At 61.2% G+C, this 22,358-nt stretch carries 21 protein-coding genes and 5 pseudogenes; 14 read left to right on the top strand and 12 right to left on the bottom strand.

The genetic code is table 11. The features are described 5' to 3' along the window. Positions 1-233: 233 nt before the first annotated feature. The gene (locus OS914_RS13935) at positions 234-407 is read left to right on the top strand and encodes a CsbD family protein (RefSeq protein ID WP_267546666.1); all 174 of its coding nucleotides are present in this window, start codon (positions 234-236) and stop codon (positions 405-407) included. A 175-nt stretch (positions 408-582) separates the two neighbouring features. Here the strand turns inward: OS914_RS13935 and OS914_RS13940 are convergent, their stop codons facing one another. Further along, on the bottom strand, positions 583-2,103 hold the full coding sequence (locus OS914_RS13940) for an MFS transporter (RefSeq protein ID WP_267546667.1): 1,521 nt from the start codon (positions 2,101-2,103) through the stop codon (positions 583-585). 112 nt (positions 2,104-2,215) lie between these two features. Here OS914_RS13940 and OS914_RS13945 point away from each other — a divergent pair, with 112 nt between their 5' ends. Further along, on the top strand, positions 2,216-2,842 hold the full coding sequence (locus tag OS914_RS13945; protein ID WP_267546668.1) for a TetR/AcrR family transcriptional regulator: 627 nt from the start codon (positions 2,216-2,218) through the stop codon (positions 2,840-2,842). Between the two features lie 148 nt (positions 2,843-2,990). On the opposite strand, the gene OS914_RS13950 is transcribed toward OS914_RS13945, so the two are convergent. Next, positions 2,991-3,545 carry a DUF3090 domain-containing protein gene (locus OS914_RS13950; RefSeq protein WP_267546669.1) on the bottom strand — a complete coding sequence of 185 codons (555 nt, stop codon included), beginning with the start codon at positions 3,543-3,545 and terminating at the stop codon, positions 2,991-2,993. A 1,234-nt stretch (positions 3,546-4,779) separates the two neighbouring features. Between OS914_RS13950 and OS914_RS13955 the strand changes: the two genes are divergently transcribed. The 9 genes from OS914_RS13955 to OS914_RS13995 all read left to right on the top strand — a co-directional run bounded on the left by OS914_RS13955 (position 4,780) and on the right by OS914_RS13995 (position 13,134). Further along, complete coding sequence (locus OS914_RS13955) at positions 4,780-4,983, top strand: cold-shock protein (RefSeq protein WP_267546670.1); 204 nt, start codon at positions 4,780-4,782, stop codon at positions 4,981-4,983. 1,204 nt (positions 4,984-6,187) lie between these two features. After that, complete coding sequence (locus OS914_RS13960; protein WP_267546671.1) at positions 6,188-6,643, top strand: hypothetical protein; 456 nt, start codon at positions 6,188-6,190, stop codon at positions 6,641-6,643. 9 nt (positions 6,644-6,652) lie between these two features. After that, entirely contained in the window at positions 6,653-8,560 is a 1,908-nt protein-coding gene (locus OS914_RS13965) for a M64 family metallopeptidase (protein WP_267546672.1), read from the top strand. Between the two features lie 138 nt (positions 8,561-8,698). Then, a complete protein-coding gene (locus tag OS914_RS13970; RefSeq protein ID WP_267546673.1) occupies positions 8,699-9,058 on the top strand; it encodes an ArsR/SmtB family transcription factor in 360 nt (119 codons plus the stop codon). Continuing rightward, positions 9,048-9,938 (top strand): SRPBCC domain-containing protein, encoded by an 891-nt coding sequence (locus tag OS914_RS13975; protein ID WP_267546674.1) that lies wholly within the window; start codon positions 9,048-9,050, stop codon positions 9,936-9,938. Before OS914_RS13970 ends, OS914_RS13975 begins: the two co-directional genes overlap by 11 nt. 20 nt (positions 9,939-9,958) lie before the next feature. After that, complete coding sequence (locus OS914_RS13980) at positions 9,959-10,405, top strand: SRPBCC family protein (protein ID WP_267546675.1); 447 nt, start codon at positions 9,959-9,961, stop codon at positions 10,403-10,405. A 105-nt stretch (positions 10,406-10,510) separates the two neighbouring features. Further along, positions 10,511-10,840, top strand: a complete 330-nt coding sequence (locus OS914_RS13985) for a YciI family protein (protein WP_267546676.1) — start codon at positions 10,511-10,513, stop codon at positions 10,838-10,840. A 115-nt stretch (positions 10,841-10,955) separates the two neighbouring features. Next, entirely contained in the window at positions 10,956-11,315 is a 360-nt protein-coding gene (locus OS914_RS13990) for an SRPBCC family protein (RefSeq protein WP_267546677.1), read from the top strand. A gap of 493 nt (positions 11,316-11,808) precedes the next feature. Next, entirely contained in the window at positions 11,809-13,134 is a 1,326-nt protein-coding gene (locus OS914_RS13995; protein WP_267546678.1) for an ATP-binding protein, read from the top strand. Positions 13,135-13,314: 180 nt separating this feature from the next. Here the strand turns inward: OS914_RS13995 and OS914_RS18275 are convergent. Beyond that, a pseudogene (locus OS914_RS18275) lies at positions 13,315-13,659 on the bottom strand (DUF427 domain-containing protein); the annotation flags it as partial. A gap of 18 nt (positions 13,660-13,677) precedes the next feature. Continuing rightward, positions 13,678-14,091, bottom strand: a complete 414-nt coding sequence (locus OS914_RS14000) for a DUF427 domain-containing protein (protein ID WP_267546679.1) — start codon at positions 14,089-14,091, stop codon at positions 13,678-13,680. A gap of 546 nt (positions 14,092-14,637) precedes the next feature. Here OS914_RS14000 and OS914_RS14005 point away from each other — a divergent pair. Both OS914_RS14005 and OS914_RS14010 read left to right on the top strand, forming a co-directional pair. Further along, complete coding sequence (locus OS914_RS14005) at positions 14,638-15,027, top strand: VOC family protein (RefSeq protein ID WP_267546680.1); 390 nt, start codon at positions 14,638-14,640, stop codon at positions 15,025-15,027. 102 nt (positions 15,028-15,129) lie between these two features. Then, a complete protein-coding gene (locus OS914_RS14010) occupies positions 15,130-15,606 on the top strand; it encodes a hypothetical protein (RefSeq protein WP_267546681.1) in 477 nt (158 codons plus the stop codon). A 249-nt stretch (positions 15,607-15,855) separates the two neighbouring features. Here the strand turns inward: OS914_RS14010 and OS914_RS14015 are convergent, their stop codons facing one another. Next, the gene (locus tag OS914_RS14015; protein ID WP_267546682.1) at positions 15,856-16,248 is read right to left on the bottom strand and encodes a VOC family protein; all 393 of its coding nucleotides are present in this window, start codon (positions 16,246-16,248) and stop codon (positions 15,856-15,858) included. A gap of 138 nt (positions 16,249-16,386) precedes the next feature. Next, positions 16,387-16,737: pseudogene (locus OS914_RS14020) on the bottom strand (SDR family oxidoreductase); the annotation flags it as partial. Between the two features lie 226 nt (positions 16,738-16,963). Between OS914_RS14020 and OS914_RS14025 the strand changes: the two are divergent. Further along, a pseudogene (locus OS914_RS14025) lies at positions 16,964-17,062 on the top strand (IS481 family transposase); the annotation flags it as partial. Between the two features lie 216 nt (positions 17,063-17,278). Here OS914_RS14025 and OS914_RS14030 read toward each other — a convergent pair. The 6 genes and pseudogenes from OS914_RS14030 to OS914_RS14050 all read right to left on the bottom strand — a co-directional run. Continuing rightward, positions 17,279-18,010 (bottom strand): amino acid ABC transporter ATP-binding protein, encoded by a 732-nt coding sequence (locus OS914_RS14030; protein ID WP_267546683.1) that lies wholly within the window; start codon positions 18,008-18,010, stop codon positions 17,279-17,281. Continuing rightward, positions 18,010-19,527, bottom strand: coding sequence for an ABC transporter substrate-binding protein/permease (locus OS914_RS14035; protein WP_267546684.1), 1,518 nt, complete (start codon positions 19,525-19,527; stop codon positions 18,010-18,012). The genes OS914_RS14030 and OS914_RS14035 overlap by 1 nt, the downstream gene beginning before the upstream one ends. Beyond that, positions 19,524-20,534: a formimidoylglutamase gene (gene hutG, locus OS914_RS14040; protein WP_267546685.1), complete on the bottom strand. Its 1,011-nt coding sequence runs from the start codon at positions 20,532-20,534 to the stop codon at positions 19,524-19,526. Before hutG ends, OS914_RS14035 begins: the two co-directional genes overlap by 4 nt. Further along, entirely contained in the window at positions 20,531-21,031 is a 501-nt protein-coding gene (locus OS914_RS14045; RefSeq protein WP_267546686.1) for an IclR family transcriptional regulator domain-containing protein, read from the bottom strand. The genes hutG and OS914_RS14045 overlap by 4 nt, the downstream gene beginning before the upstream one ends. A 90-nt stretch (positions 21,032-21,121) precedes the next feature. Next, positions 21,122-21,325 (bottom strand): annotated as a pseudogene (locus tag OS914_RS18280) (ArsR family transcriptional regulator); the annotation flags it as partial. A gap of 314 nt (positions 21,326-21,639) precedes the next feature. Further along, a pseudogene (locus tag OS914_RS14050) lies at positions 21,640-22,230 on the bottom strand (Mu transposase domain-containing protein); the annotation flags it as partial. Positions 22,231-22,358 lie beyond the last annotated feature (128 nt).

A 22,358-nucleotide genomic window follows, 5' to 3' on the forward strand; every position in this document is an offset into this window, starting at 1 on the left:
GCGACCGGACTTTCGTCGGCGTGGCGCACCACCACCACTATCTTTTTCAGCCGTCCTTGCACCGCCAGCCGCGCCATCTTGATCCTGACTAACCAAAATTCCCGACAGTCCCCCATTACCCCAGCTCTTAGGCATCACTGGCGCGTTCCTGGCAGCGGCCCCAGTTCCTTGGTAAAATAGGAGAATGGGGGTACTTAGGTATTACTGGCCAACTACTATTTCAGGAGGTTGCTATGGGTTTGGGTGACAAAATCGAGAATGCCGGGCAGAAGCTCACAGGTAAGGCCAAAGAAGGCGCCGGTGAAGCGACCAACGATGACGGCCTGAAGGCCGAAGGGCAGGCCGACCAGACCAAGGGCAACCTGAAGCAGGCCGGCGAAAAGGTTAAGGACGCGTTCAAGAAATAGCACTGATTGGACGGGTTAGCGAGAAGGGGTACATCGACAGCGATGTACCCCTTCCCTATCCCAGGCAAGTCCTCAGGGATGGGAGACGCCATTCTTTCGTAGTCCCGCTCGTCAGTGTGGGGTGGTAATTCGCGCGTCAGGAATAACGCGATGGGTCAGAAAATCTGCCCCACGGCTAGTGAGCTGGGAGAGGCACTCGTTCGGCTGCTGCGTTGCCGTGCGGGTTCGTGAGCGACACGCCGTCGCCGCGACGGCGGAACAGTAGCGCTGAGAACACTGCGCCGAAGGCGAAGAATGTGCCGCCGGCCCAGTACGCGGTCGCGTAGCTGTGGACGGCTGCTTCGGCAGCGACTATCGCGGTAACCGGAGCATGGGAGGCGACATAGTTGGTTGCGGCAGTGGCTGCCAGTGTGTTGAGCAACGCAGTCCCGATTGATCCGCCGACTTGCTGACTGGTGTTCACCATCGCTGAGGCGACGCCGGCGAACTGCCGGTCGACTCCGAGGGTGGCAGTCTGCATTGACGCTGGCATGATCGACCCCATCGCAAATCCCATCACCATCAGCGGTGGCAGCACATCGGCTGCGTAGCCGCTGTGGAGATCCAGCCGGGTGAGCAGAACCATTGCGATAACACCAAGAGTCATGCCGAACGGCACCATGATCTTCGGCCCGAATCTCGGAACGAAGATGTTCGTGCCGAGTTGGGCAGCGAGGATAAGCATGCCGATCATCGGAAGGAACGAAAGGCCTGCCTGGACCGGTGTGTAGTTGAGCGTCTTCTGCAGGTAGTAAGTGACAAAGAGGAAGACACCGAACATTCCGATTCCCGCGATGAGCACGGAACCGTAGGCTGCACCGCGGTTGCGGTCCAGGATGATCGACAGCGGCAGGAGCGGGTGTGCCGCACGCCGCTGCCACAGTACAAATGCGACCAGCAGCAGGCCGGCACCGGCGAGTACACCCCAAGTGAGAGAAGAGTTCCACCCATTGCTTTCGGCGTTAGAGAACCCATATACGACGCCGAACAGGGCGCCGGAGACAAGGATGGTTCCGGGTGCGTCGAGCTTCGGACGCGGACCCGTCCGCATACCGTGATCAACGTATATAACGGCGCCGATGATGGCGATGACGGCGATGAAGACGTTGATATACAGGTTCCAGCGCCAGTCAAAATACTGGGTGAGGTAACCGCCGAGGAGCAGGCCGACGGCGCCGCCCGCTCCGGCAATTGCGCCAAAGACACCGAACGCGCGGGCGCGTTCCTTCGGGACGGTGAAGGTTGTGATCAGAACGGCGAGAGCGGTCGGGGCAAGCAATGCGCCAAAAGCACCTTGAAGAGCGCGCGCGCCGACGAGCAGGCCGAAGGTGTTCGCGGCGCCACCGAGCGCGGAGGCCAGGGCGAAACCGGTGAGGCCGATGATGAAGGTCCGCTTCCTGCCGATGAGGTCCGAGAGCCGGCCGCCCAGGAGCAGCAAACTGCCGAAGGCCAGAGAGTACGCAGTGACGACCCATTGGCGGTCTCCATTGGAGAAGCCAAGATCAGCCTGGGCTGCAGGTAACGCGATATTGACGACGGTGGAATCCAGAACCACCATGAGCTGGGCGAGGGCAACGACGCTGAGCGTTAACCACCGTCGGCTGGACACCACGGGGGCGTCTGAGGAGACCACGTTCGTGGCGGGGGAAGAAGGCATGAGACCAAGCGTATCCGAAACTCAGCCGTTTCGGATATACTCGGTCTAGAATTGTTCCAGACGAAAGGCCAGGCCGCTTGCTGCGGTCTCCGACAGTAAGGAGTTCGCCGCAATGGGGCACATCGATCTCGCCGCTGCCGAGGTGGATACGCCGAAGCTTGGTCGCAAGCGCGACCATACCCGCGATCCGGAGATTCTCACCGCTGCCTTGGACGTGCTTGCTGAAACTGGCTACGACCGCATGACGATTGACATGGTTGCAACGCGTGCCAAGGCCGGGAAGGCCACGCTCTACCGTCGCTGGGCGTCCAAGGCAGAACTTGTTATCGACGCTGTCGCGTGCATGAAAAACGCGGGCATCGATATGGCCAATCTTCCAGATACCGGGACACTCCGGGGGGATCTTGTTGCCAATATCAAACCTCATTCGATCCAGGACGGCGACCGCAAGATTCATGTCATGGCCGGGCTGATGTCTATGATTTCGAGCGAACCGGGGCTGGCCGACGCAGTGCAGTCAGCCATCGTCGAGCCTCGCGCGAAAGTCAACCGACTCCTACTTCAGCGCGCGATCGACCGCGGCGAAATCCCGGCCGACTCTGACGTGGAGAAGTTGTCACTCCTTGTCGCATCCATGGCGATGTACCGGACAATGGTGCAGCGCAAGACAGCTAACCGCGAGTTTCTCATATCCGTTATTGACGAATTGCTGCTGCCAGCAGTGGGCTTACGCCCCTAGGTCAGCCGCTGGTATTGTTCCTCTGCTTCGACACAGTGGCCGCATGCGGTGGGATCACCGCAGTGACGGGACTGCTGAAGGTTTGCTTGACACTTTGCCTGTGGGGATTTGAACCTTGGGGTGGAAGGATGTTCATCATGCACTGGCATCAGACCTCCGGAAGGGTACAGATGTGCCCGCCGGCATCCACAGGATACCCGCAGAGCGGGCACGCCGGACGCCCGGCATCCACGACCTCACGGGTGCGCTTGGCGAATGCGCGGGCGGTGCCGACCGGCATCCGCACCAGCAGCAATTCGGACGCGTCAGCGTCATCCTCATCAAGCGATTCATTGTCGTCATCAGCACCGACATCAGCGACCGGGTGGGCCTCTATGACGATCTGCGCCGTCGTCGGGTCCCAACCCAGGCTCATGGCGCCCGTGCGGAACTGCTCCTGAACGGCCTCGAGCGGGTCATTGTCGACAAGTTCAATGGGCGTACTGGTGGGAATGCTGAAGGGGTTGCCCTCAAGGGTGATGAGCTGGTCGAGAATTTCGTCGATCTTCTCGGCGAGCAGGGCCGACTGCTGCTTCTCCAAGGCAACACTCACGATCTGCGTCCCAGTCCGCACCTGCAGGTAGAACGTGCGCGCCCCCGAAACGCCAATGGTGCCGACGACGACCCGATCAGGCCACGCGAACTCGTGAACAGTTGTAGGCATGTAAGTATTTTAGGCTCATGACGATCACGGCGCCTTATCCGCACGAATCCGGCCCAGACCGGCACCAGTACGACCCGCTCCCGCCCACATTCTGCACACCCTCTTTTCTGCCCATTCCACCTCCGCAGCCAACAGGCGATATCCGTGGTGATCAGGCGTCTTTCTCAATGCAAGACGCCCAAGGTCAAAGACATAACACCAGCTTCTGCGGCAAACTGATCACCAATTGCATCCCCGATCGCTGACATCGATTTGGGATGCTCTATATCTATCCACCAACCGTTGTCCTCATGGAGAGAAAACGGGCGCCGACAACCGTGCTGAATGGCGGCGGCGCGCCCAATGGGCGCTGGACAGCTCGCTATCGGATGACCCGGACCGCGCAAAGCTCGGTTTAGGCGTCATGACTGTTCTGGCCGGCAATCCGCCCGGCCCGGATGAGGTCCGCATCATCACCATCGCATCGGAAGACCCCATCCAGGTCGCTCAGTATGACGTCGGGGATACCCCTGACGATGGACGAACTCGCTGCTGGCAAGACCCGCAGCACCGTGTCCTGATTGGCCCTGCCGATCACTCAAACAGGTTCTGTCGCATGGCGCTACGTGGCTATCAGTTTCCTTGGGGCCAGAGGCTTGGGTCATATCCGTGTAAATTGGGGCCCGTCGTGGCGTGTTTCTCCCGGCCCGGCGAATGCGCCGTCACCTCTGGTTGCGTTGGCTGATCTTCAAGCTCTGACATATCTCCCCTTAAAAATGTGAACGTGGCTGCGCATGCGTTGCGAATTGGCGCTCACGCCCGGCCCGATATTTCCACACATTAGCCGTCGAACGCCATTTGGGAAATAGGTACTTTTAGCCTGTCGTATCTGGACGGGTAAGACAGCGCGGATCGCCGAACACATGGTGGCTATCTGATCTGTTCTTACTTCCTTCAGCTCCACAACTGCCTGCCCCACGATGGGGGAAGAACGTCCCGGATGCGCAGAAGAAATCTGCACCTCGGATTTCCGATCAGCGTCAGCCCAAGAACCGTTCCATGCTGGATCGGGTCGCCATCCTTAACGCACGCCTCCCCGTCTGGGGCAACTGAACTGTCTGACCGCGGGGCGGGTGATTCATCTGGCACATAATCTCTTGCTGTGCGCGTCTTTGGCACATAAGCTCATCCCGTGGGCGGCAGGGACGGCATTCCGAGCAGCGGGACCGACCAGACGCCCGTGAAGGAAACAGCGATGGCAACAGGTACGGTCAAGTGGTTCAACGCCGAAAAGGGTTTCGGTTTCATCTCCCCGGACGACGGAAGCGCTGACGTGTTCGCACACTATTCGGCGATCGCTTCCAGCGGTTACCGCTCATTGGAGGAGAACCAGAAGGTGCAGTTCGACGTCGCTCAGGGCCCTAAAGGTCCCCAGGCGGAGAACATCACCACTCTCTGACGTCTGACCAAAAGACTGGTCGGCCCGTTGCGGGCCGGCCAGTCTTTCGCCTCATTTGGCCCAATATCAGGCACGTGGGGTCATATTCGCTGCTGCGTGTTCAGCCTCCCGTTTCGCGGCCCTGGTTGCCTTCGTCTCTGCTTTCTGCACGGCAGCGCGTGCCTTCGTGGCGCCGAGCAGCTTGGCGGAGCCAAGTGTCCCACCTTGGTACCGACCTCCTTAGTTATAGAGGCCCTCACCCCGTTCCACTCCCATGAGGACAGCACGGGAAACGACGTTGGACCAGCTCCGAGCCATCTCCTGGGCACTGGTTCCGGCGTAGTGTCCGGTAACGGGCCAGGAGCCGACATCGCAAAGGCTGCGTTAGTGTTTCTTTCGTTTGTCCCGGGTCTGCTGTTCGCCTTCACCAGGTTCTGCACGGATAGGTTACCGGTTTGTTGGCGGGGCGGTACACCGATCGGTTTGCGGTTACTTTCAGTCATGATGCATTCCTTTCTTCTGCTGCTTCCAAGCGGACAATAAGTTCATGGGCAATCTGGTAGAGGTCTTCAGCGACATTGCCGGCCGACCGCGGTTGGCCCTGCCCGGCTTGGGCCACGGTAAAGGGCTAAACGGGCGACTGCGAACAATTCGGCAAGTTACGCCGTCGTGTGTGTCCCGGCAGCCACCTCGAGCCCGGTCGGCCCGGTCACCCTGCGCGGCGGGGGAACCCTCCCACCTGCGAACGACGTCCCCCTCAAAACAGGAAAACCATCACTCGGGCATTCGTGCCTCTATCATGCGGAGAACAGGAGGAGCTCCCCGCCAAGATGGCGTGCCCAGCCCAGCCTCACAGGTTCGGTCGCCGGTCCACGAGAACGGCGACCCGGCACCGGCCGTTGGAGTCCTCACCGCTGTCTGGCCCGTGCTCGCCCAGGCGGGTGCTCTAACGACCTGGGATCAGCCTTCTTCACTAAAAAAGGGCCCCCACGAACCGGGAACGACGCCATCCGAAGACCCCACGAACTCGGCTACATCCACCCCCCTGAGTACCGGGGAGGCAGCCTGACATCTTACTTTTTTAGGCACGCACCTCCCTTCCGCGAGCACTTCAGATGAGTCTCGTCGAGGTGTTGACAAGGCCCTCGGCCGGGAGTCCACTGGAACATAAGCAGTGGCCGGCTGGGGCCGTGCCGCCGTCAGGCGCCTTCTCGGGGAGAACGTTATGAGTGAAGTCAGCAATTCCAGCGGCTCCGATGCGGTCCGGCTGATCTTCGAATACTCGGAGGGTAAAATCAGCCTTGTCCACCAGCAGAAGGTGGATGTGGCAGTGCCCGGTGTCGAGACGCACCTCGACATCCGGCCCGGCCACTATGTGGAGCTCCGTGACGGCGGCGGCGCGTCGCTGGCCAGAGTCCCGGTCCGGGAAGACCTGGCAGGGGGTGCGGAAGTGTTTCCCGAAAACCACGCAGAACCGATCAGCAGGGTTGAGCGCGCCGCCCCCCACGGTGCGTTCACCGTCGTCGTCCCGGCCACGGCGGCGGCCCAAAGCATCGCCGTCGTGCGCATCTCCGCCCCTGAAGGAGAGGCACCGCCGCCCGCCGGCGGGGCCACGAGCCCCAGTCCCGGCGGACCTACCGTCACCGACGTGGCAACCTTTTCCCTCGACCTGAAGCTGTGAGGTGCGGCCATGACGACCTCCGACGGAACCATACTAGGCACCACCCAAATCTACGGCTCCGCGCCCCGCAACCGGGCCTTTAACGTAGTGATGCTGGGCGACGGGTTCACCGCAGCCCAGCAGGGGGACCTCGATGCGGCCTGCGCCAATTTCCTCACCGCCTTCCTAGCGACGAAACCGTACGATCGGCTGGCGCCCGCCATCAACGTCTTCAGGGTCAACGTCAGTTCAACGGATTCCGGGGCCGCGGATCCGGTTGCCACGGGTGGATCCGGCGCGGCCCCGCATACCTATTTCGATTCATCCTTCGGTAACAACGGCATCAGGCGGCTGCTCGAATGCAACAGTACGACGGCGCTCACAGCCGCCGCCGGTCAGGTTCCGGAGTTCACGGTGGTCCTGGTGGTGGTTAACTCCGCGGTCTACGGCGGAAGCGGCGGCTCGGTAGGGACCTATTCCCTGGCGTCCGGGGCGACGGAAATCGCCCTGCACGAGATGGGCCACACTGCCTACGGGCTGGCCGATGAATACGCCTACTATGCAGGCGGCTCGGAAACCGGACATGATCACCACCCAAGCGGGGAACCGGCAGAGCCCAACGTCACCACCAACAGCAATAGGGCAACGCTTAAGTGGGGGTGGGCGGTGGCCGCGACGACCGCGCTCCCTACCATGTCCAACCCGGACTGCAGCACCGACGACGGGCGGGCCAGCACCGTTCCGGCGGGCACGGTAGGCCTTTTTGAGGGGGCCCATTATTTCCACTGCGGCGCCTTCCGGCCGGAGTACAGCTGCAGGATGCGCCAGCTCGGGGTGCCGTTCTGCCGGGTGTGCCGGCAGGTCATCTGGAAAAGGATCGGCCCGTTGGACACCCTTCCGGCCCGGACCCGAACGCCCATCAGCGTGATCGCCCGCTACCCGGAGCATCTGGATGTCTTCGCGGTGGCCTCCGACGGCAGGACCGTGTCAGATTGGTGGGACCAAAACAGCGGCTGGGCCGGCTGGTTCAATCTTTCCGGAGGTATTGCCTCCCCCGGTGGCACGGGATCCCCGGTGACGGCCATCGCGCGGTACTCCGGCCATCTGGATGTCTTCACCATTGGAACGGACAACCGTGTCTACAGTGCCTGGTGGGACCAAAACAGCGGCTGGTCCTCCTGGTTCCAGCTCGGTGGCCTGGTCGCCAGTGCGGGCGCGACCGTGAATGTCGTGGCCAGGTATGCGGATCATCTTGATGTGTTTACGACGGCGGCGAACGGCAGCATCATGTCCACGTGGTGGGACGCGTCCGGCGGCTGGGCCGGCTGGTTCCAGGTCTCCGGCGGCGTCGCCGCACCGGGAGCTACCGTTACTGCCATAGCCCGCTATCCCTTCCACCTCGACCTGTTCACCGTAGGCACCGACAATCGCGTGTATAGCTGCTGGTGGGATCAACGCTCCGGCTGGTCCGGTTGGTTCCTGATCGGTTCGGCGACGGCCCGGGCCGACGCCACCGTGTCCGTCGTCGCCCGCTACCCCGATCATCTCGACCTGTTCAGCACCGCCTCGGACGGGCGGATCGTCTCGGCGTGGTGGGATGCCAGGGCCGGCTGGTCGGACTGGTTCCAGGTCTCCGGCGGCGTGGCCTCGGCGGGATCTCCCGTGACTGCCATCGCCCGCTATTCGAACCATTTGGATCTTTTCACCGTGGGCACGGACAACCGGATCTACAGCACGTGGTGGCATGACACGACGGGTTGGGCCAAGTGGTTCAGCGTCTCCGGCGGGATTGCCGAACCCGGCAGCCAGATCGCCGCCATTTCACGGGTCACCGAACACATTGACCTCTTCGCCGTCGGTTCCGACGGCCTTATCTATAGCACCTGGTGGGACGGCTCCGGCGGCTGGGCTGGCTGGTTCCAGCTCGGCATCACCTGACGGGCGCGGACGGGTAACATCTAGCGAGGTGCCGGGCGGGCCCGCGTCGCGGACGGATGATCTTAGCGTCCCTGGCCCGTTCCATGATGTTACGTTCGGTCTTCATCTTGCCCCAAGGCGGCTTTCAGCCAGGCACCGTTGCCGGAGAGCTGGTGGACGCAGACATCGAGTTTAAGAGGCTCGAGGGTCAGGCGGCGCCTGCTGCAGCTGCTGGGCGGAGGAGAAGCCAGCGTCAGTGAGTTGGCGGAGAACTTTCCCGTAAGTCGGTCCGCGATCTCCCAGCACCTGTTGTTGCTGGCCGACGTTGGATTGGTCCAGGCCCGAAAGGACGGCCGACGGCGGTACTACAGCCTCGATCCACGGGGGATGTCCCGGCTGCGGGATTCGCTTGAAAGGTTTTGGACCTCAGAGCTGGACATACTTGCGGCCGAGGCAGCTGCGTTGACCGCTTCAACTCAACAACCCCACCACCCCCAGGAGAACTTCAATGACCATTGAACAGTCCGTCTTTATTCCAGTTGACCTGGACACCGCGTTTGCCCTCATCACCGAGCCCGAACGTCTTCGCCGCTGGCAAACTGTTGCCGCCCGTGTGGACCTGAGCGTTGGCGGCGGCTACCGTTGGACCATCTCGCCGGGGCATTCCGCGGCTGGAACCTTTACTGAGATTGAACCCGGCAAGAGGGTGGTCTTCACATGGGATTGGGCGGGCGCAGCCGCGCCTGATTCGGAGCCCTCCGCCGTCACCATCACCCTTGAGCCCGGCGATGGCGGCACTACGGTGCGACTGTTCCATGAGGGTCTCCTCGGCGAGGCCGCCGCCGGTCACGCCGAAGGATGGGCCCATTATCTTGGGCGCCTTGTGGCCTTTGCCACCGCTGGCGACGCTGGCGCCGACGATTGGTCGGCCGCACCAGAACCGCTCAATGAGGTCATCAGCGCCGAGGCCGCGCTGGTGGATCACCTGACTGGATCCGTCGCCAGCATCGGGGAAGCGTTGGCTATCGACATCATGGACGATGCCTACGCGTCGCCGGAAGTCCGCGTGGCCAACGTAGCCGCGCCGACTCTGGAGGCCTTCAACGCCCGGGGGCTGGCGGGCACCATCGATATGGGCTTTGCCGAATTGCCGGCGGCCACCGTAGCCAACATCTTGAATCTGGAATTCCTGGTTCACGCTTGGGACTTGGCCACCGCCACGGGACGAAAGCTGGAGGTCTCACCGGTCCTCCCGGACTACGTTCTGGGACTGGCCCGGAACACGATTGCCCCTGGCATGCGCGGCAAGAGCTTCGCGGCGGAATCCCTCATCGAAGAATCGGCCGAGAGCCTGGACCGGCTGGTGGCCTTTACCGGCCGACAAACAGCAAACACCTGAGCCACAGGACAACAATCATTATGGTTGATATTCAGAACGAAATCCACATCCGCGTCCGCCGTGCTGACGTTGCCGCGTATGCAGGCAACCCGGACAACGCCTCCAAGTGGTACACGAACATCGCCTCAGCCCGGTGGCTCACACAACCGCCAGTGCGGATCGGCTCGCAGGTGGCATTCAGTGCCCGTTTCCTGGGGCGGACCTTGGATTACACCTATGAGTTCATGGAACTGGTGCCCGAGGAAATGCTCGTTATGCGCACCAGCCATGGCCCCTTTCCCATGAAGACCACCTACACGTGGTCCGATGCCGGCGACGGAACTATCATGACCCTGCGCAACAACGGGGAGCCCCGGGAATTCTCCGTTCTCGCCGGAGCACTCATGGCCCCCATGATGCGCAGGGCCATGCGCAAGGACTTGGCCAAACTCAAGTCAATCCTTGAAACCGGGCTGCCCCCGATGTAATCCCCGCAGCCCCTATACGGGCACGCCGCCCGGCCTATAAGTTCAATGCAGCATTTCCGATTGCAGCCAGCCAGTATGCGATTGGAATCGTTCAAAGGAATGATCATGAGCAAGTTCATCTATATTTACAACGGCCCGGCTACCCCCATGGACGAGTTCACTAAGGAGCAGTCCGCCAAGGAAATGGCATCCTGGGGCGCTTGGATGGGCAAGGTCGGCACGGCAATGGTCGACGGCGGCGCCCCCTTCGGTGCCCGCACCGCGATCTGCGACGACGGTTCCAGCGTCGCCACCGGCGATCTGCAGGGTTACACCGTTGTCGAGGCCGCGAACCTGGATGCCGCCAAAGCGCTGGCCCAGGGTCACCCGTTCCTCTCCGAAGGCAAGGGCCGTTTCAGTCTGGAAATCTTCGAACTTGTCGACATGGGCACATAGCTTCTTCGTAATCAATTCAGCTAGGAAGGGAAACCACCCATGGCCCACGCCGAGAACAACGTCACCATTAACAGGGCACCGCAGGATGTCTACGCATTCCTCGCTGACGGGATGAATGAACCCCTCTGGGCGCCAGGGAATCAAGGACATCGCCTTGAAGAGCGGGAAAAGCGGGGCCGTAGGTGCCGTGTATAGCCAAACACTCTCGGAACGAGGCGGCCGTAGCATTGCCGGAGACTATCAGATCACCGAGGCCGTCCCCGGCAAGCTATTGCGTTTTCACGTGGTGGCCGGCCCCGCCCGACCCGCAGGCGAGTACTGGCTTCAAGACATCGAGGCGGGCACGGAGCTGCGATTCACACTCGACGTCCAACCCAAGGGCTTCATGAAGCTCCTGGCCCCTATGATCGCCAAAACCATGGCAACAGAAGTCGCGCAGCTCACAGCCCTAAAGAGAGTGCTTGAAGCAAGTTAGTCGCGGCGCCCCCCGTCAATAGCGACCGGCGTGGGCGCGACGGTTGGGCGCAAGTGACGCGAGAATCGAGAGTTGTTATCGTCCTAGCGACTGTCGGCCTGGACTGCCCCGTGCAGCATTATGGTCAACACCTCCTTCCATGCGAAGGCACCGCTCTAACTACTCATCGGAAGTTCGGCGGCTCCCGGTATGGCCCCTCTACACCGATCTCTGGGAAGCCGGCCGCCCAAAGTATTTGTCAACACTCGCGACCCCTTCGATAAAAATAGAGTGCCGTCTATCAGATGAGGAGAGTCAGACGCAGCAGCCTCCTCCAACCCGATGACAACGGCAGCCACAGCTACAGCGCCAGCCCCGGTTTCACAGAAACTGCCTGGTTCAAACCCAAAGCAGCATGGAAAATGTCATCAGGTTGGCGATGGGCGTCACATAGCTAACCGCCGGGGCTTCGGCCATGCCATGATGCAAGCACCCGACGCGAAGGAGTCAGACTATGACCGCCTGGAAAGTGCGCGACTTCCACCCGACAGATCTGGAGGGGATCCTGCACCTGTGGGAGACCCTGAAATCCGCCGGCCTGGACCCCGTCTATGACCTGTCTGAGGTTCTGGCGTCCTGCGAAAAGGACCATGGCGTCGTTGCCGTTCTGGGTGAGGACGTGGTGGGTGCGGCCGTGGGCAGGGCCGCACACGACCAGGGCTGGATCGTCTTTTTGGCGACGCTGCCGCAGTGGCGGGGCCGGGGGATCGGCACCGCGCTGCTGGCCGGGGTCGAAACCCGGATGGCCCCGCTGGGGTTGACTAAACTCTCGGCATTGATGCCAGACACGGCGACGCGCGTTGACGCGTTCCTGAGCCGCGGCTTCCAGGACAAGAAGAACCTGAGGTACTTCGAGCGCCGGATACCGCTTCAACGCCAGGACCTTGGTCCGCTGGGGCAACTGGGAGGCCGGCTGCTCAATCGCAACCTATGGGAAAACGTCGCCGGCATGAAGCGGGAGAAGGACCTGCTGGAACGCCGGCTGGTACTGCCCTTGGCGCAGGCCGAGCTCGCCGAGGAATTCGGCGTCGTGCCGCCGCGCGCCGTCGTCCTCTTCGGGCCGCCCGGAACGGGCAAGACCACCTTCGCCAAAGCCATCGCGTCCCGGCTGGAATGGCCGTTCGTGGAGGTCTTCCCCTCCCGGCTCGCGGCGGATCCAAGCGGGCTTGCCGGCGCGCTGCGGGAAACTTTCCTGGAGATTGCCGAGCTGGAACACGTCGTGGTGTTCATCGATGAGGTGGAGGAGATCGCCTCGCACCGCTCGGGTGAGCCGCCGTCGGCCCTGCAGGGGGTCACCAACGAGCTGCTGAAAATCATTCCTGCGTTCCGCGAGCAGTCCGGGCGTCTGCTGATCTGCGCCACCAACTTCATCCGCTCCCTGGACTCGGCCTTCCTGCGGCACGGTCGCTTCGATTACGTTATTCCCATTGGTCTGCCGGACGCGGAAGCCCGCCGGGCCATGTGGGAGCGTTTCATTCCTCCCTCCGTGCTGGAGCAGGTGAAAGTGGAGCTGCTGGTGGAGCGCAGCGGTGGATTCTCGCCTGCGGACATCGAGTTCGCTGCCCGCAGCGCGTCGCAGCGGGCGCTGGAAAAGGCCATTTACCAGCACGACGGCGGAATCGCGCAGCCAGGTGCCACTGGTGATTCCGCTGGTTTGGAACTGAAGCGTGGCCCGTCCACGGAGGATTACCTTGGGACCATAGCCGACACCAGGGCCACGGTCAGCGATGAGGTAGCGCGCGAATTCCTGGAGGACATCGAGCGTCTGGCCCGCATGTAGGGCGGCGTTCTAGCCTTGCGCGGCTCGTTTCAACCGGGACCAGTCGCCTCCTCGCAACTCTCACCCAGTCCTACGCACCCATGGATTAGATGAAACGGCGTTGACCAGAGTTTAGTTTTCAGCTCCGTCGTGCTTGGGCAGTTCCGTCGGGTGCGAGCGTGCCGCATCCGTTCTGCCGGTTCAGACGCTTCTAGGCCGGTTCTCTGTCTGGGCAAAGGGCGAATCGGGACGTGGTAGAAAGACGCTGTCGACGATGATGTCGACGGACTCATTGTAAAACGCGATCCGGTCCGCAATGGCCGCTACGGCAGGGTACGGATGGGGATAAGACCAGGCCACGCCGGGCACTCCAGGGACACTCCAATACTCCTCGGCAAAGCCCTTGTAGGGGCAGTGGCTGCGATTGGCGCTGCCGCCAAGTTTGTCGAGCCGGACATCGCTTCTGGGAAAGTAAAAACGGGTTGGCAGATGAGTTACCAACAACAGCACAGGCCGCTTGGACCCAGCGAGGACGACGCCGTCGAGGGCAACGGTGACGTGCCGTCAGCTCCGAAGAGCATCGACTCGCTTGTGCGGGTCGCGCGGATGGCTGTGGACCTGCTCATCTTCCTCCAGCCAGCGGTCCATGATGGTGGATTGCCAGCTAAACACAATCCGATCACTCACTGCAGAATCGTCACGAATCCAGGCGGCACCGGCGAAGTCTGTGCCTTCGACGTGGAGGTCGAACCACTGGGAGACCGGTCCCTTCGGCAGGAAAAAGAACTCCCCCGTGGAAGGGGCCTGGGCTGCCCGAACGAGCAGGTCCGTGCGGACGTCGTCCTCGGCGAAAGCATAAGAGGGCACCGGAAACGTGTCTTCCCAAAAAAGCAACGGTGCACGGCTGTCAACTACCGTCGTATCACCCACCATGGCGCGCACCCACCGCTCGCTGGACCGTTTTGCATTTCGCGGCATCGGCTCGAATCAGCAGACAACGAGCAGGCGTCCTTCGGGACTGAGGTCGTGACAGGTTTAGTGACTAGTCTGAAGATCAAGGCGGGCCGCCTGCTGATGCCGTATTTTCAGATGGCAATGACACCGACAGTAATACCGCCGATTTGGAGGCGTTTCTTGAAGCCGCCACGGAGGAATCGGCAGATTGTGTGCGTTTGCGCCAGCCAATGAATAGCCGGGCTTTGACACGATTAGCAGTATCGAACTCTAACTTTGAGTTTGAAGCCGCACTTGATTTTCATGACTGGCATTAATCACACGGGAAAATCGTCGATACTGCAGGCCTTGGCCGTCTGGGAGATCTGCCGCTTGGCAAGAACAATGGAACGCGCTGGAGGGTCCGGACTCCACCCGGAACGCGTCGGTATAGCGTAGACGACGAACCAGTCTTCATGGGGCTCCCCTACCTGACAAAATTGAGTGAGACCCGGGCTCGTTACCGACGAGTCCGACACCCATGGCTGGGCTGACAGTGCCCAGTCACCACGATGGAAGTTGACCGAAAATATGCCCCTGTTCACCGGGATCCACCACCTCTCTCTTACCGTCAGCGATCTCACCGTCAGCACCACTTTTTACCAGCGTGTCTTCGGTTTTCCACCCGCGGGCGAACTCTGTGGCGAAAATCTGCAGCGGAAACTCTTCGCGCTTCCCAGCGGCACTAACCTCGGGCTCACCGAGCACAGGCCCACGACGACGGAAAAATTCTCTCCATTCCGACCGGGCATGGATCATGTGGGCTTTGGCGTCAGTACGAAAGATGAGCTTCAAGCGTGGGCTGATCACCTCACTCAGATCAACATTGAGCACAGCGGACTGGTAGAAGCTCCTTATGGGACGGCCCTGAGCTTCAAGGATCCCGATGGGACTGCGCTGGAGTTTTTCTTCAGTGCGTAACCCGAATACGTGTTGCACCGGCATCGCGCTTGACCGGGTCCGGACCGTGGACCTCTGTGGCCACGAGTGCTTCGCGGCCTGGCGGAGGAGATCAGTGCGTTGATGGAGGAAGCGAAGACCGTTAATGCTGACGAGGACGCACGCTTCGGGCCCGGCAAGCGCAGGGATGAGCTTCCTGCGGAGTTGGCGTGCAGGGAAGCCCGGGCTGCGGCGATGACGGGTGCGCGTGCCCCGCTCGAGGAAGAAACGGCAGCCAAGGCCCACCAGCTCGCCGAAGAGAAGGCGCGGACCCGTGGTGGGGATGATGATGAGATCACCGGCGCCGGCGATAAAGGCCGCCGATATCCGCCAGCTGGTGCCATGATCGAGCACACCGTTGCCACGGTCGCGGTGACGCCCCAGACGTGTAATGCCGATGCCGGGTACTGCTCAGCCGCCAACCTTGCGCACGTCAAGACCATTAGACCTGAACATCCCACGGAGTTCTTTATCCCCACCCGGCACATCAAACACAGCACCCCTGTCCCGGAGTCCCGCGGGGCAAGATCCCCTGGTGTGGATTCGGAGCAACGGCCCTGACGGCCGAGTGTATCCCCCGGGACATCCGCAGCACCGGAGCTGAACAGGGCAGGTGCCCGTTTCCTACAGCACGGCCCGATCGATCATCACGCGCCTGGATCCCGGGAGAACGACGTCGGCGCACCACGGCGCCGCAGTCTGCCGGGACCCCTACTGATCTCGCCGCACCCGGTGCAGCACATTGCCGGAGCACCCTTGTCCCAATCATCAGCATCGCAAAGAGACTCTGGGCAGCACGCCCAACGGGGCTCAGGACGGCGGAGCAAAGAATTCGAGGGCGTTCCCGTCAGGGTCCTTAAATGACAGACCGGATCCATACCCCGCGTCGACGATGCCGCCGTGGACGATGCCCAGTTCCTCGAGTCGGGACTGCCAGGCCTGCAGTTCTTCACGGGTTTCACAACCGAAACTGAGGTGGTCTAACCCTACTCGTCTCGCGTCGAAGTGGTCTTTGGGGTCAGTCTGCGGATGCGCGTGCAGGCCGAAGAGCGCTCCTCCGGCCAATGGATAAACCGTGTGCCAGAAGCCTCCGGCATCTTCGTTAAGCACCGGGGAGACGCCGAGCAGCCGTTCATACCGCGCCGCGCTCGACGTGAGATCAGTCACCGTCAGGGCAACGTGTGCAATCGAGGGAAAGGCCACCGTAAATCTCCTCAAGATCGGCGCGGGGCGCCGTGCCTCAGATAGGAATCCCCGCGTGCGCTGTTGCGATGCTCCGGGCATCCGTGCGGTCCTGTCTGGCTCGGGCTTCGGCCGCGGTGTGGCCCACATACGTCACCCATCCGGGGTGGTGACCTTGCCCAGGGGTGTTGAAGCGGCAATGTTGTCAAAGACCTCCTCCGGGGTTGCGGCGCTGGCATCGGTGGTGCGCAGCAGTCCGCCGGAGACCATGTTCACGGCAATATTGTGCTGCCCGAGGTCCTTGGCCATGGTGCGGGTCAAAGACAGCAGGGCGGCCTTGGCCGCGGTGTAGTCGTGGTGCGGGACCACCGGGTTCTGGAACAGATTGGTCCCAACATTGATGATGCGCCCAAACCCGTGGCCGCGCATCCCCTCCAAAGCCTGCTGGGTCGTGTTCAAAGCACCCCGGACACTTCCCGCAAACTGTGCCTCGAACATCCTAAGCCCCGTCCGAAGCCAGTCACAAGAACGATCTGTTCTGCCAGGTCAGCCCTGGCGTCTTGGAAAAATGCCGCTTCTTGAGACATTGGCGTGGACTTCCACACCACTACCGTCAATCCCTATAGACACTCGGAGTCGTCGGCGGTGTCAAGCCGTCGTAGCAACATTGTCGTTGAGTAATTTGGTGAAGACTTCGCGTGGTGTGAGGAATCCTAGGACGGCGGAGGCGGATCCGCTCGTGGCAGATGAGAAGAAAGAGACCGCTGCCGGGTTCTGGGAACGCGCCAACAACTACTTCAACGAGTGCGGCATCGAGGTCAAAGGCGTTCTTACACCATGGTCGAGGAATGGGGCCTACGCGAAACCGATCCCACGGCGATGTCCGCCCCATCTGTAAGACAACGACTTGCGCCCAGCCAGCAGCTCCTCTGTTCAACTGACTTGTCGCTTCGAGGGTATGACACCACGCCTTGAAAGAAGCCAAAAGGAAGTTGTCTGTGCACGGGATCAATCAGGTGGTCTTGTGTACCCTTTTACATATCCCATGAAGCTAGAGCACCTTATTGAGGAATTCCCGGACGCGAGGATGGGTATTATCGTCTGCGAAGAATTTTTCCGGTGGCATATCCGCGGCGATGACTCCCCCATCCACAAACACCACCCGATCCGCAACTTTTCTGGCGAAGCCCATCTCGTGGGTGACCACGATCATGGTCATGCCTTGCTGTGCGAGGTCCGTCATGACGTCCAAAACATCATTAACAACCTCGGGGTCCAGTGCGCTGGTGGGCTCGTCGAAGAGCATCAACTTTGGATTCATGGCCACGGCGCGCGCGATGGCGATGCGCTGCTTTTGTCCGCCGGAGAGCTGGCTGGGGTAGGCGCCGGCTCTGTGCGTCATGCCCACCTTCTCAAGCAATTCCATGGCGTGCGCCTCGGCATCCGCCTTGCTCTTGCCCAAGACATTCATTTGCGGCAGCATGACGTTGCGCAGCGCCGTGAGGTTGTGGAACAGGTTGAACTGCTGGAACACCATACCCATCCGAGAACGCAGGCGGTTCAGGTCAACGTTGGGGTTCAGCAAGTCCTCACCATCAAAAACCACATGACCGGAGGATGGGATCTCCAATAAGTTAAGGCAGCGCAGGAACGTTGACTTCCCACCACCGCTGGGGCCGATGACCGCCACCACCTCACCCGGCTCAATAGTGAAGTCGATGCCCTTGAGAACGTTGAGGGTGCCAAAGGTCTTCGTGATCGCTGTGGTCGAAAGAAGTGCCATTAGAGGTAGACCGCCATTTTCTTTTCCAGGGTGTTGGCAATGAAGCCGATGATGTTGGTGATGACGTAATAAACCAGGCCAATGAAGATGTACACGGTTAGCGCGTCAAAGGTGCGCGAGATGATGGTCTGGCCCACGAGGAAAAGTTCGCTGATGGTCACAAAGGAAACAAGTGCGGAGTTCTTGGTCAGGGACACAAATTCGTTGCCCAAGGGCGGCAACATGCGCAGGAATGCCTGCGGGACGATGATGTGGCGCAGTGCGGAGCCCGAACTCATGCCGCAGGAACGGGCGGCCTCCATCTGTCCCTTGTCCACGGACTGGATGGCGCCGCGTACAATTTCGGTCACGTAGGAACCGCTGTACAACCCTAGGGCGAAGACACCGGCAACCAGAGGTTGCAGCTGCAGACCAAGCTGCGGGAGACCGAAGTAAATCAGGAAGAGCTGCACGATGAACGGCGTGCCACGGATGACTGAGACATAGGCTGTCCCTAGCCAGCGGATCGGTGTAATTTTGGACAGCTTGGCAAAGCCCCCCAGCATGCCGAAGCACAGGCTCAGGACCAGTGACATTCCGATTATTTCCATGGTGGTGACAAAGCCATTCCACAGTGGGACGGCAGAGTTTGTGATCGAGGAAATGTTGATCAGTCCGTGGGCCTTGGCAGATACCGGAGCGGCCGTGGCGACATGGCCAAACCATTTCGCCGTCAGCTTGTCGTACCCTCCGTTGGCCTTTAAGTCGGACAGGGCTGAGTTGAAGCTGTCTTTGATGGCAGTGTCCGGCTTCTGGAAGGCATACCCGTAGTTTTCGTTCGTGAGGCGTTCTCCCACCTGCTTCAGGCCTCCCTGCTGGACGATGAAGTAACGCCCGCCGGGCTGGCCTGTAACCACGGCGTCCGCCTGGCCAAGCTTTACCGAGGAGAACATTTGATCGTTGGTCTGCACCTGCACCAGCTGCGCCTTCGGCTGGTTCTGCGACAGCCACTCAACCGACTTCGTACCGACCTGCACGGCCACTTTTTTGCCGGCCAGGTCCGCGAGCGATTTCACATTGGTATTTTTGTCGGAGACGAAGATGGAAAGGCCTCCCGGGTAGTAGACATCGGAGAAGTCCACTGCCTTGGCACGCTCGGCGCTGATATAGATGGCGGAGGCGCCTACATCGATCTGATTTGCCTGCAGGGCAGGGACGATGTTGCCGAACGGCATTTGGATGAACTGGACGTTCTTGATCCCTGTCTGCTTGGCGAGAGCCCTGACGAGGTCAATGTCGAAGCCCATTTTGTCGCCGTTTGCGTCCGTGAACTCGAACGGCGGGAACGTAGCGTCGGTGCCCACACGCAAAGTCAAGTTCCCCGATTGCAACGCAGCCAGCTTTTCTGAGGTAACAGCCGGGGTTGGGGCCGGCGTAGTGGCGGCTGTTGCGGCCTGTGCCGTGACGCCAGTGATGCCCAAGAGAACCAAGGCAAACAGGAAAGCCCAAAAGCGGCGGCGGGTGAATATCGTCTTCACAGGAACTCGATTCCAGGTTGGTTCGTTGATGCCGGGATGGCTGTTGGCTTCCCCAGCTGGGCAGCATGTTCGGTGGCAATAGCATGGATAAGCCGGGCAGCCGATCGTGCAGTCTGATCATCAATATCAAAACGCGGGTTGAGTTCGACGACGTCAACGTGCACCAGTTTTGGTGACCGGGCCAGTCGCCGGCAGACCGCCAGGATGACGCGGTAGGGGACGCCCAGAGCCGCAGGCGCACTGACTCCCGGGGCCACATGGGCAGGGAGGACATCCAGGTCGATGGTGAGATATACGGCGTCCACTCGGGACAGGAAGTCGTCCACGAATTCATTCACGGCAGCCTGATTGGTGCTGGAGCACTCTTCGTCGCGCAGGTAACGCACTCCGAGATCAGCGGCCGTTTGGACCAGATCGACCGTGTTATTGGGTTCGCTGATGCCAATGACGGTGTAGTTGAAGTCCCGGCCGACCGAGCGTTCACTGGTTGCGATTTGGAGGAAGGGCGTCCCGCTGGAGGGGACGGGATCGGCGCGAAGGTCGAAATGGGCGTCGAGGTTAATGATGCCCAGACGCCCCATGGCGGGGATGCCGACGCCGCAGAGGCCGAGGTAGCTGCCGTAGGCGGTTTCATGGCCACCTCCGAGCACGATGGGCAAGTGTCCGCCTGCCAACGCCGCTGTGACCGCCTTGCCGAGCCTGGCTTGGCCCGACTCGAGGTCGCTGTCAGTGACCGACACGTCACCCAGATCGTGGAGCATCAGTTCAGCCGGTGCCGAAAGGGACGCCAGAGCGGAGCGGATCGTGTCGGGAGCAGTGGCAGCTCCGACGCGCCCCATGTTGCGCCGGACTCCTTCATCGCTTTGAAAACCCAGGAGGGCGATGCCGGGAGTGGCCTTACCGGTATGCGCCAGCGAGAGGTTAATTGCGTGGTGCCAGCGCCGGTGGTCGAGTGCCGGTCCGTCGTCGCGGCCGGTCCACCGGCGTGGACTAAGTTCTTCCTTCATGAATTCTCTTTTGCTGACTCGTTGAGAATGAGGGCGACCGCCTCGGTGGAGGCGATAAGCCGCTTCTCGTTTCGGATTGCCCTTGCGGACGGGGCCATAGTGCTGAGTGTTCCCGACAGCCGTCCGGCCGCGTCAAAGATCGGGAAGCTGACCCCCCACACGCCGGAATCCACGGCACCCTGGCTAAGTGCGAAGCCGCGGGCGGACACCTGCCGAAGTTCGTGTTCAAGGGCAGCGGATTGCTCCCGATCTAGTGCCAAGTCGGCGATGATGTCTTTCTGCTCGTCGCTCGTGACGTTGGCCAGCAAGGCCATGGCGCTGGCGCCGCGATGGAGCGGCTGGGACCGCCCTGCAGAGTAGCTGCAGCGCAGAAGTTGCGGGCCCTCGATGGCTTCCAGGCACAGTGCCCGGTTGCCGCTGACCACCAGGTAGGCGGCCAGCTCTTCGGTTTCGTTCGAGAGTTGTTGAAGTTGGGATCTGATGCGGCTCTTAACCACTGATTCCTGACGGAAATTGGCGGCCAGCCGAAGTGTCGCCGATCCGGCCGAAAACTGTCCTCGGCTGTTTGCCGATCCAACGAGCCCAGCTTGGACCAAAGCAGACAGGTGCCGATATACAGCACTAGTCGGAATCTTTGTCCGTGCACTGATCTGAGCTGCCGTGAGGACTTGAGCTGACGCGAATTGTAGGAGGATCTCCAGAACCCGCGAAGGCGCCCCGGATACATGCGTGGGAGCCTTTTGTGATCCCATGGGTGAGGAAGGCCGAGCGCCTGGTCCTTTTTCAATCATGAAAGAGACTTTAGTGTCTGTAATCACAGATAAGGAGTGCAGATTCCCATTTTATGGGAAATATTTTGCCAAGAAATGGGTCAACTCTTCTGATTCAACGGTTCTCTCGTCTCTTGGACCAGAAGCGAAGTCGTTATCCCCACCGTCCAGGCCGACCACTTCGCTTCAGCTCAATCTCGATTCGGTGGACGCGGCTGACTGTGAGTCTCAGAACGGAGACCGACGGTGACGCGCTAAGGGTGTAAGCGCATCCGATTGGGCTGTGGAAAGTCTCCCGCCCGGCTCGGCGCAGTAGGTGACATCCAAGATGCACACGGGCGCCGCTCATCGGCGATAGCCGGGGAGCCCGGCCGGGCGCGGGTGTGCCGGGCGACTTCGGCCGGGCCGCTGACGCCGTGGTGGACGATGATGACCTGTTCATCCTTGCCCTGCCCGCGGGAGCGGACCCAGACCTGCGCTCCGAGCAGGTGTGCCGGCACCGAGTACTGGGCGTTCTCGTAGGTGACCATCGGGGTGTTCGGCGGGACCCGGCATGCCAGTCCGAATGCCACGGTTTGGGCGGTATCGGGGATCCGGTGCAGGCGTTGCTGCTCCTCGGCGAGCATCGCCGCGGGGGTGCGCCGGGTAACCCGGTGCACCCGGTTATTGACGAGTTCACCAAACGCGGTGCAGGCCGCTTCGATCTCGGCGAACGAGGCGTACTGCGCCAGCAGGTTCGTCTCCGTCGGCACAATATCGGCCTTCGCCAGTTTCACACTGGATTCGACCCCGCCCTTCGTGGCCGGGTCCGCCGGCTGGCACGTCAGCACCGTAACCCCGTAATGCCGGGCGAAGTCCACGGTCTGCCGGTTACGCACCGGCACGCCGGCGACGTGTCTGACGGTGACCGTTTTCTCGTTATCCGTCTTCTGTGCCCTGCCTGATTATGTGGCCCGGCCGCCGGAACCGGTTCTGGCCGGCTGGTTTGGTTGATTCGGGCCACATAACGATCAGAGGTTTGAGAGCCAGTTGAGCAGTGATTCGTCGGACCTCC

Source organism: Arthrobacter endolithicus, assembly GCF_026627425.1.
GTDB lineage: Bacteria > Actinomycetota > Actinomycetes > Actinomycetales > Micrococcaceae > Arthrobacter_M.

Coding starts and splice junctions, on each gene's coding strand:
- OS914_RS13935 (WP_267546666.1), top strand. CDS start 234: ATGGGTTTGGGTGACAAAATCGAGAATGCCGGGCAGAAGCTCACAGGT.
- OS914_RS13940 (WP_267546667.1), bottom strand. CDS start 2,103: ATGCCTTCTTCCCCCGCCACGAACGTGGTCTCCTCAGACGCCCCCGTG.
- OS914_RS13945 (WP_267546668.1), top strand. CDS start 2,216: ATGGGGCACATCGATCTCGCCGCTGCCGAGGTGGATACGCCGAAGCTT.
- OS914_RS13950 (WP_267546669.1), bottom strand. CDS start 3,545: ATGCCTACAACTGTTCACGAGTTCGCGTGGCCTGATCGGGTCGTCGTC.
- OS914_RS13955 (WP_267546670.1), top strand. CDS start 4,780: ATGGCAACAGGTACGGTCAAGTGGTTCAACGCCGAAAAGGGTTTCGGT.
- OS914_RS13960 (WP_267546671.1), top strand. CDS start 6,188: ATGAGTGAAGTCAGCAATTCCAGCGGCTCCGATGCGGTCCGGCTGATC.
- OS914_RS13965 (WP_267546672.1), top strand. CDS start 6,653: ATGACGACCTCCGACGGAACCATACTAGGCACCACCCAAATCTACGGC.
- OS914_RS13975 (WP_267546674.1), top strand. CDS start 9,048: ATGACCATTGAACAGTCCGTCTTTATTCCAGTTGACCTGGACACCGCG.
- OS914_RS13980 (WP_267546675.1), top strand. CDS start 9,959: ATGGTTGATATTCAGAACGAAATCCACATCCGCGTCCGCCGTGCTGAC.
- OS914_RS13985 (WP_267546676.1), top strand. CDS start 10,511: ATGAGCAAGTTCATCTATATTTACAACGGCCCGGCTACCCCCATGGAC.
- OS914_RS13990 (WP_267546677.1), top strand. CDS start 10,956: ATGAACCCCTCTGGGCGCCAGGGAATCAAGGACATCGCCTTGAAGAGC.
- OS914_RS13995 (WP_267546678.1), top strand. CDS start 11,809: ATGACCGCCTGGAAAGTGCGCGACTTCCACCCGACAGATCTGGAGGGG.
- OS914_RS14000 (WP_267546679.1), bottom strand. CDS start 14,091: ATGCCGCGAAATGCAAAACGGTCCAGCGAGCGGTGGGTGCGCGCCATG.
- OS914_RS14005 (WP_267546680.1), top strand. CDS start 14,638: ATGCCCCTGTTCACCGGGATCCACCACCTCTCTCTTACCGTCAGCGAT.
- OS914_RS14010 (WP_267546681.1), top strand. CDS start 15,130: ATGGAGGAAGCGAAGACCGTTAATGCTGACGAGGACGCACGCTTCGGG.
- OS914_RS14030 (WP_267546683.1), bottom strand. CDS start 18,010: ATGGCACTTCTTTCGACCACAGCGATCACGAAGACCTTTGGCACCCTC.
- hutG (WP_267546685.1), bottom strand. CDS start 20,534: ATGAAGGAAGAACTTAGTCCACGCCGGTGGACCGGCCGCGACGACGGA.